The organism is Streptococcus sp. DD11 (assembly GCF_001578865.1).
Taxonomy (GTDB): Bacteria; Bacillota; Bacilli; order Lactobacillales; family Streptococcaceae; genus Streptococcus; species Streptococcus panodentis.
In genome coordinates, this window is sequence record NZ_KQ969394.1 from 308,297 (window position 1) to 317,000 (window position 8,704).

Here is an 8,704-nt window from a genome sequence, read left to right on the forward strand (position 1 = left end):
GTCCCAGCCTCACTAAAAGCAAACGAAAAGACTGTAAAATCACTGACAAACTGTTGAATATCATAAACTCTGCGCTGATATTCTGATTTCAGACGGATATTGATATTAGCAAAATAAATGGACCTATATTTTACATAAAGAAAAAAGCTTGAAGAAAATTGTCCAAAACGGACTTTTTCTTCAAGCTGAGGCCGAGAAACTCATCTCAGCCTATATTATTTTCCTGTATTACATCATGCCGCCCATCATGCCTGGATCCATAGCTGGAGCTGCTGGACCGGCTGCTTCTGGCTTATCTGCGACAACCGCTTCCGTTGTCAGGATGAGGCTGGCTACTGAGGCAGCGTTTTGCAGAGCTGAGCGGGTTACCTTGACAGGGTCGATAATCCCTGCCTCAATCATGTTGACCCATTCACCGGTTGCGGCATTGAAACCTGTACCTGTTTCAGAGTTTTTCAGGCGGTCAATGACGATAGAGCCTTCAAAGCCGGCATTGAGAGCAATCTGACGGACAGGCTCTTCCAAAGCGCGGAGAACGATGTTGCGTCCGGTTGCTTGATCGCCGTCCAATTCCAAAGCTGCGACAGCATCCAGCACATTGACATAGGCCGTACCGCCTCCGGATACGATGCCTTCTTCTACCGCTGCACGGGTTGCATTGAGAGCATCTTCGATGCGGAGTTTCATCTCTTTGAGCTCGGTTTCGGTGGCAGCGCCGACCTTGATCACCGCAACACCGCCAGACAGTTTGGCCAAACGTTCCTGTAATTTTTCTTTGTCAAATTCAGAAGCAGCACTTTCAATCTGTGACTTGATAACGGCGACACGATTGGCAATCGCTGCTGCATCGCCTGAACCTTCTACAATCACTGTGCTGTCCTTGTCCACCGTAACCTTAGAAGCCTGTCCAAGCGCTTCAATGGTCGCATCCTTGAGCTCCAGACCCAGATCTTCGGTAATGACCGTGCCGCCTGTCAGGATAGCGATGTCTTCCAGCATAGCCTTGCGGCGGTCACCGAAGCCAGGCGCCTTGACAGCAACCACATTGAAAGTACCGCGGATTTTATTGAGGACCAGAGTCGGAAGGGCTTCGCCGTCTACATCATCTGCGATAATCAGAAGAGGGCGGCTGCTTTGCAGGATGCTTTCCAAAAGAGGCAGGATTTCCTGAATGTTGGAAATTTTCTTATCCGTAATCAGGATATAAGGATTGTCCAGCTCGGCCACCATTTTTTCATTGTCGGTCACCATGTACTGGGACAGATAGCCGCGGTCAAACTGCATCCCTTCAACTACATCCAGCTCTGTTTCCATCCCCTTGGACTCTTCGATTGTAATAACTCCGTCATTGCCGACTTTTTCCATCGCTTCGCTGATGTACTCGCCGACTTTTTCGCTGCGGGAAGAAACCGCAGCAACCTGAGCGATGGCTTCCTTGCTGGAAACAGGTACTGAGTTGGCTTTCAGAGCTTCGACAGCTGTTGCAACCGCTGTTTCAATCCCGCGGCGGATGCCGATTGGGTTGGCGCCGGCTGTGACATTTTTAATCCCTTCACGGACAATAGCCTGAGTCAGAACGGTCGCCGTAGTGGTTCCGTCGCCGGCAATATCATTGGTCTTGGAAGCAACTTCTGACACTAATTTTGCCCCCATGTTTTCAAAATGATCTTCCAGTTCAATTTCCTTGGCAATGGTCACACCGTCATTGGTAATCAGGGGTGAGCCAAAGGATTTTTCCAGAACGACATTGCGTCCTTTGGGGCCCAAGGTGACTTTGACAGTATCTGCCAATGTATCAACACCGCGGACCATCGCGCTTCTTGCATCTGCTGAAAATTTAATATCTTTTGCCATTTATCATTTCCTCTTCCTATCTATTCTTACTCAACAAGGGCCAAAATATTGGCTTCGCTGACCAGGAGATACTTGTCCTCACCGTCTTTGACCTCAATGCCTGCATGGCTTTCTACCAAGACGGTATCACCTGCCTTGACCGACAGCGCCACCAACTCGCCGTTCAGCGTGCGGACGCCTTGACCGACAGCAATAACTTCAGCTGTCTTGGTCGCATTCTGACTATTGCCTGCGATGACAAAGCCGCCAACTGTTTGCTCTTTTTCTTCTACTTTTAGGACCACACGGTCACCTAATGGTTTTAACATATTTTTCCTCCAATTTCTATTTTTAGCACTCTCTGTCTTAGAGTGCTAACTCTTATAACCTCTATTGTATCACTTGGTCAGAAATAGTCAAGAAAAAACTTTGCCAAAATTGACAAAGTTTTTTGAAGCCGCCGACAGGCCGCTGTGAGCTGTTGGCAGCAGGGGGAGTTTGTAAAATGAAGAACGGCTGCCTGAAAATTATTGGGCTAATTTCAGCTTTTCTTCGAAATCATCAATGACTTTATGCAGATTCAGCCGGCCTCTGTAGATACCGTAGCCAAAGACCAGCATAGCCAGCATCCCCAGCGCAGCCAGGACAATACCGGCTATGAAAGCCAGAAGATTGGACTGATGAAAGAGATAAATCAGAACAAGGCCGATACTGGCCAGAGCAAAGAAGAGACTGAACCAACGCCCAAGATTTTCAATCATATGCTTTTGGTACTGGATTTCTGTTTCATAGCCTTGAATCAGTTCTTGTTCTGTCATGATGTTCTCCGTTCTAGTTTTTTATTAGTATTTCAGTCCAGGATCAAAGAATCCGAGGGCAACTCCCACCAGTGCAATCAGCACCAACAGAAGCATGACGATGTTTGGTGACACTTTCTTCTTAGCCATGAGCCACCAGCAGAGGGTAATAAAGCCAGCTGTCAGGAGACCTGGATAGACTCCGTCAATTTTTTCCTGCAGGTTGAGAAAGGCTTCGCCATCTGCATTTTTTAATTCCAGAGAAGTGGTTACAGAGACCCAGGTTGCAGCTACAGCACCGATTACCATACCGCCAATCACGCTGATAGCCTTGCGCAGGGCCTGGCCTTTAGGACCGACAAGGAATTCTACCGCCTTATCCCCCAACTCGTAGCCTTTGAAGTAGGCAAAGCGCATACCGCCGTAAATCAAGATGTTCCATACGAGGATGTAGAAAATTGCTCCGGCAACATTGCCGCCTTTTGAAAGTCCAAGAGCAATCCCCAGCAGGACAGGGATTAACGTTCCGACTACAAGGGAGTCCCCGATACCTGCGATAGGGCCCATCAGACCGGCACGCATCCCATTGATGGTCTCGCCGTCAACTGCATCCCCATTTGCACGCGCTTCTTCCAGACCGGCAGTAATACCGACCACCAGAGCACCCAGCTGAGGCTCTGTATTGAAGAAAGCCGTATAGGTCTGCATCGCTTCTTTCTGCTCTGCCTTATCTTTGTAGAGCTCTTCCACGATTGGCAGCATAGAGGTCAGGTAGCCAAAAGTCTGCATGTGCTCTTGAGAGAAACAGGTCAAATGGCCATAGTACCAGTGGTGGAATGATTTCGCTAAAGTCTTTTTAGATATTTTCTTTCTTTCAGCCATCTTAGATATCCTCCTCATCGTCATCAAACTCTCCTCCACCTGCCGGTGCTGTCAGGCGAGCTGATTTAATCACTTCTAATTCATAATAAATTACTGCAAAAATCAGGGAAACAACGGCACTGGCAACTAGGTTCAAGCCAAGTGATTTAGCCAAGGTAAAGCCGACAAAGAATGGAATGAAGTCAGCAGCTTTGGTGACAATTTGTTTCAAAAGAATGGCAATACCGACACATGGAAGAAGGGCTCCGACTGTAAAGAGGGCCTTCATGATGAAACCGTCCATTGGAAGGTGCTCTTTCATCAGTTCAACCATATTTGGACCGAATTTCGTGATGATCATGGTTGGCAGGAAAGAGAAGACAAAGTGAGAAATCCATGGGTAAACCCAGTCGACCGCATATAATTTCTTGAACTCTCCTTTTTCGACAGCTTTCCAGCCGATGTGCTGCCAGAGCAGGTTTGTCGTAGCTGTTCCGTAGAATAGCACGGTACCGATGGTCCCTACTGCAGCTCCGATTGGAGCCGCCGCTGCAGCGATAGCCGCTTCACCGGTGATGCCTTTGGAATGCACAAACAGAATAGCCAGCGGAATACCGATGTAAGAAATAGCACGCACATCAGCAGAAACTGTCCCGCCGGGTGTAACCAAAGCAATGTAGAGGACCTGCAGGGCCACCCCGACCATGATACCGGTCTTGATGTCTCCAAGAATCAGGCCGCTGACCAAGCCCCCAACCAAGGGACGGCCAAGAGTATAGTTACCAATACTGGAACCACCCATACCCGGCATGGATGCCAAACTAGCAAAGAGTCCGAGAAGGGCAGCTTGTAACCAAGAGATTGTCATAATCTTTCTCCTTTTTTCTAAGTTTTAACTTTTAAAAACCAAATTTAGATTTGAAGTCGCTCCAGTAGCCGATGGAAACATCCGGCAGGAGCTGAAATTTCACCTTGTAACCGGCTTTTTCAATGGCTTCGATGGCTTCCGCCTCTTCCTGCGTGATAGACTGGTTATTGCCCAGCTTCACTGCACCGGGGCGGTCGTTGGCCGGGCCGACAATGATTTCCTTGACATCGCCCGGTACATAGCCTTGATCTACCAAGATTTCCTTCATGTCAACAGGATTTTTGGTGATGAGGAAATAACGGCTGTCTGACTCGGTTACCTTAGCAGATTTTTCCTTGAAGGCTTCCTTGGTCCAGACAAAGGTTTTCTTATCCGAAGCGCCCTTGTAGGCCTGGATTAGGACCTTGTTTCCCGCTGCAGCATTATTCACAGCAATGAGTCCGTCGCAAGGATATTCCTTGGCCCAGCGAGTGACAGTTTGACCGTGAATCATGCGGTCGTCAATCCGTACAAATGTTACTACCATTTTAGTGCAATCTCCTTTGTTTCTGTTTTGTTCATTTGCTTTACTAATCCGTACAGCTTTGCAGCAAGTATGCTCTTTGCCGCAAGCTAATTGTAAGAAATGGAATCCCAGCCAAGAGCATTCGCTCTAGATATCATCGTCTTCCTCTTCCTCATCCTCCGATGGGATTTCAAACTCCTGCAGGGCCGCGCTGGCTTCTGCAAGAATAGCTTGGGCAAGCTCTTTCCCCTCCAAGATGTCCTTCATGACGAGGCCGGTAAGGCCCATGGTCAGATTGAGCCCGCCAAGCACAACGGCAGATTCCAATTTGCCGATTTCAGCTAAGACACTGGCTGCTGTCGTCAGAGGGCTGCCTCCGACAATATCTGCAAGCACCAGAACTGTGTCCTCATCGCTCAGTCCAGCAATGGCTTGACGGAAATCCTGGGCAAAGTCGTCAACGGACTTTCCTTCTTTGAGACCGACCGCAATAATTTGGTCCGTCTTGTCTCCGGCAAACATCTTTAAGGAGCTCTGTACGCCTTCAGCTAACCCCCCATGACTGACTAGTACAAGATATTTCATATTCTCGCCTCCTTTATTTACAAACCTATTCTACAGCTTTTGGAATCGGTTTCACATTGTCAAATGTCACTTTGCCTGGATGACAATTGTTAGGAAAAAAATGACATTTGTCATATTGGTCTAGGCTGCTGAGCGGATATGCATTCGGCTTGTCCGGAAAGCGGATGTTGAGTCCGTCCACCTGAAGCGGTCGGCACACAAGCAAACCAAAAGACGATACCGTATAAAAAGTACCCAACTTCGTATATTTCTATCGTTGGATTGCAAGCCGCAGTGCTTGAACGCAGACGCTGGCAGGACAGTCTCTCGTAAGTCGATTGATGGCCCATTGCTCTTGCTCTTATCCTTTGCCATCTTTGATTTTCATTGAGGATGGCATCTGTTTTCTCAAGTGACGGTGAACTGCTGGAGCAAGACAGGGCCGAAAGCACTGCAGGCGCACAAAAAAAGAAAGCGGAGGCTTATCCGCTTTCAATATCTTTTTGGATGCTGGGCAGGGCACTGTCGATTTCCTGATTTTCTATAGCCTTTTCGATCAGATAGTCAATCTGATCCAGTGTATGACGGTCCACTTCCAGACTGATGTCCTTAATCGAGCGGTTCATCATGCCGTCCAGCCTTTCAGAGGTCAGCGAGTCCAGTCCGAAGTCATCTGCCTGCAGGATTTGCTGCGTCTGCTCACTCTTGACGACCGATTTCAGAACAGGACTTCCCTGAGACTTTTCAAATAGTTCCTGCTGGCTCTTTTCATTCTGTGACAGGAGCAGCATGAATTCCCAGGCCAGTTTTTCCTGCTTCGTATTTGAAGACATGGCAAAGAGAGAGGTCTTGACCTGAGTCCCCTGCACCCTGCCGTTGGCCGTCGGCATAGGGATGCAGGTCCAGGAAAAGCTGGAATACTTGGACACATGGTAGGGATAGGGCTTGTAGGTCCGATACTGAGCCAGACTCATGGGATAAAAAGCCACTTTCCCTTCGTCAAAGTCGTTGGAAGTCACCTTGTAGTGCTGACTGAGGGTATCCAGCTTGCTCATAAAGGACAGGGCCTGATGCATTTCTGCGCTGTCTACATTGATGCCTGACTTGTCCTTGAGATGGCCGCCGTAAGCTACCAGAGCCTGCTGCCAGGTATAGTCCGTCATGCCGTATTGGTCAATCACCCCGTCGCCATTGGTATCCTTGGTCACCTTTTTGCAGATTTCATAAAAGTCCGTCAGCGACCAGCCTGTCTCAGGAATGCTGATTCCCTCTTTTTCCAGCAGGTCCTTATTGACACACATCATCATCGGATTGCTCTCCACCGGCAGGGCGTAGCTGATTCCCTGATATTGGCCGGCCTTGTAGGCCACAGGGTAAAAAGCAGTCTTTTCCTGATCAGTCAGCAGGCTGTCCAGGGGTTTGAGAGTTCCGGTTGACGCCAGCATGGTAAAGTCATTCTCCGGTACCATAAAGAGGTCCGGCTGCTCGCCTTTTAACACCTGCTCAGCCAGCCAGTCGGCATAGTCCTTCTTGGGAATGCCGCTTTCATAGACTACCTTGACATTGGGATGTTTCTGCTCAAATTCCTTAATCAGGCTGTCTAATACCTTATTTTCACGGCTGTTGGGGACATCCCAGCTGGAGCCGGCATAGACTCCGATATGCAGGATTTTCACCTGCTGTGAGGACCAATAGACAAAGCCTGCTGCCCCAGCCGTCACAAGGACAATCAGCAGGACTAAATACCGCAATCTCCACTTCATTTGTCGCTTTCCTTACTAAAATCTCTCTGGGTCACACCGGTCTGCACAGCCCAGATGGCCAGCTGGGTCCGGTCGCGCAGGTTGAGCTTGGCCAGAATGCCTGACAGGTAGTTGCGGACCGTTCCTTCAGACAGGAAGAGCTTGGCCGCAATCTCCTTATTGGAAATGCCAAAGCCAATCTGCTGGATGATCTTCCACTCGGTCCGGCTCATGTCTTCCACATTTTCTTCGGTCACCGTGATGGCAAAATTGGACTGGGCCATTTGCGAAAAAATCTTGAAAACCTTGGTCGCAATATTGGGATTAATCATGGCACCGCCCTTGTAGACCGTCTGGATAGCCTCGTGGAGTTCTTCCGTGGAAACCCCTTTGAGAATATAGCCTGAGGCCCCATACTTGAGAGCTGAAAAGATAAATTCATCATCATCAAAGGTCGTCAGAATAATAATCTTGACATCCGGATACTGCTCCTTGACCGCCTTGGTGCAGAGAACCCCGTCCATGACCGGCATGCGGATGTCCATCAGAATGACATCCGGCCGTACCCGATGCAGCTTTTCCAGCACTTCCTTGCCGTCGCCGACCGTACCGACTACTTCAATATCTGAGTGAGCCGACAGAATGATCTGCAGAGATTCGCGGATCAGAGCCTGATCGTCTGCAATTAATACCTTAATCATGTCTACCTCCTATTTTAGGAATTTCAATATAAGTATAGAAGCCGCTGCGATTCTCAAAACGGACACTGCCGCCGATAATCATCAGCCGTTCCTGCATCTGCTTCAGGCCGTAGCCATAGTGCAGCTCGTCAAAGCCCACACCGTCATCCTGAATGGTCATCGTGTACTGCTCCTCCTCTAAAAGGTCAATCCAAATCGTCTTGGCATGGCCGTGCCGCACCGAATTGGTGATAGACTCCTGAATCACCCGAAAGACAATGTCTTCCTTGGCAATGTCCAGATCGATCGTATCCCACTCATAGCGAAGATGGATTTCCAGATTGGAAATGGCCTCGTACTCTCGGATAATCTTGGACAGGGCCTCTTTGAGGCTGTTGTTTTCCAGTGCCCCAGGCCGCATTTTATTGAGCGAGCCGCGGACATCGCGAATCCCGTCACGCACGACCAGCGATACATTCTGCAGCTGCTCCTTGGCCCGATCGGTGTCAATATCGACAAGGACCTTGACGGCATCAATGCCTGCTGAGATACCAGTCAGGGCATGGCCCAGCGTATCGTGAATCTCTCGGGCGATTCGCTTTCTCTCCCGGTCTTCGGCAATCTTTTCTGACAAAGCCAGATAGGAATTGAGCTCCCGGTTGGCCTGAGAAGCCATGCGCAGTTCCTCCTCAATCCGGTGGCGCTCCGTAATAGCCGCCAAAATATAAAAGAGCAAAGAAATCATAAAGACAACGATATTCAGCGAGTAAAGGAAGTTTTTCCCAAGCAGCAGCAGGAAGCGCACAGACTCGGGATAAAAACGGATATAACTGTCCAGCGAAGGCAGTTTGATA

10 protein-coding genes are annotated in these 8,704 nt (G+C 49.0%); all 10 read right to left on the reverse strand.

The window, feature by feature from the left end; translation table 11 throughout:
• Positions 1–228 precede the first annotated feature (228 nt).
• Positions 229–1,854, reverse strand: a complete 1,626-nt coding sequence (gene groL, locus STRDD11_RS07305; RefSeq protein WP_128836755.1) for a chaperonin GroEL — start codon at positions 1,852–1,854, stop codon at positions 229–231.
• Between the two features lie 26 nt (positions 1,855–1,880).
• Positions 1,881–2,162 carry a co-chaperone GroES gene (groES, locus tag STRDD11_RS07310; RefSeq protein WP_128836756.1) on the reverse strand — a complete coding sequence of 94 codons (282 nt, stop codon included), beginning with the start codon at positions 2,160–2,162 and terminating at the stop codon, positions 1,881–1,883.
• Between the two features lie 198 nt (positions 2,163–2,360).
• The gene (locus STRDD11_RS07315) at positions 2,361–2,651 is read right to left on the reverse strand and encodes a DUF202 domain-containing protein (RefSeq protein ID WP_128836757.1); all 291 of its coding nucleotides are present in this window, start codon (positions 2,649–2,651) and stop codon (positions 2,361–2,363) included.
• A 24-nt stretch (positions 2,652–2,675) separates the two neighbouring features.
• Positions 2,676–3,530: a PTS system mannose/fructose/sorbose family transporter subunit IID gene (locus tag STRDD11_RS07320; protein ID WP_164828421.1), complete on the reverse strand. Its 855-nt coding sequence runs from the start codon at positions 3,528–3,530 to the stop codon at positions 2,676–2,678.
• On the reverse strand, positions 3,514–4,359 hold the full coding sequence (locus STRDD11_RS07325) for a PTS mannose/fructose/sorbose/N-acetylgalactosamine transporter subunit IIC (protein ID WP_128836759.1): 846 nt from the start codon (positions 4,357–4,359) through the stop codon (positions 3,514–3,516). Before STRDD11_RS07325 ends, STRDD11_RS07320 begins: the two co-directional genes overlap by 17 nt.
• A gap of 31 nt (positions 4,360–4,390) precedes the next feature.
• Positions 4,391–4,885 (reverse strand): PTS sugar transporter subunit IIB, encoded by a 495-nt coding sequence (locus STRDD11_RS07330; protein ID WP_128836760.1) that lies wholly within the window; start codon positions 4,883–4,885, stop codon positions 4,391–4,393.
• Positions 4,886–5,011: 126 nt separating this feature from the next.
• Positions 5,012–5,449, reverse strand: coding sequence for a PTS sugar transporter subunit IIA (locus STRDD11_RS07335; RefSeq protein WP_128836761.1), 438 nt, complete (start codon positions 5,447–5,449; stop codon positions 5,012–5,014).
• 461 nt (positions 5,450–5,910) lie between these two features.
• Entirely contained in the window at positions 5,911–7,191 is a 1,281-nt protein-coding gene (locus tag STRDD11_RS07340; RefSeq protein WP_128836762.1) for an ABC transporter substrate-binding protein, read from the reverse strand.
• A complete protein-coding gene (locus STRDD11_RS07345; protein ID WP_128836763.1) occupies positions 7,188–7,871 on the reverse strand; it encodes a response regulator transcription factor in 684 nt (227 codons plus the stop codon). Before STRDD11_RS07345 ends, STRDD11_RS07340 begins: the two co-directional genes overlap by 4 nt.
• Positions 7,864–8,704: sensor histidine kinase (locus tag STRDD11_RS14360; RefSeq protein WP_241209358.1), on the reverse strand; the 841-nt coding region annotated here is incomplete at its 5' end. The genes STRDD11_RS14360 and STRDD11_RS07345, both read right to left, overlap by 8 nt.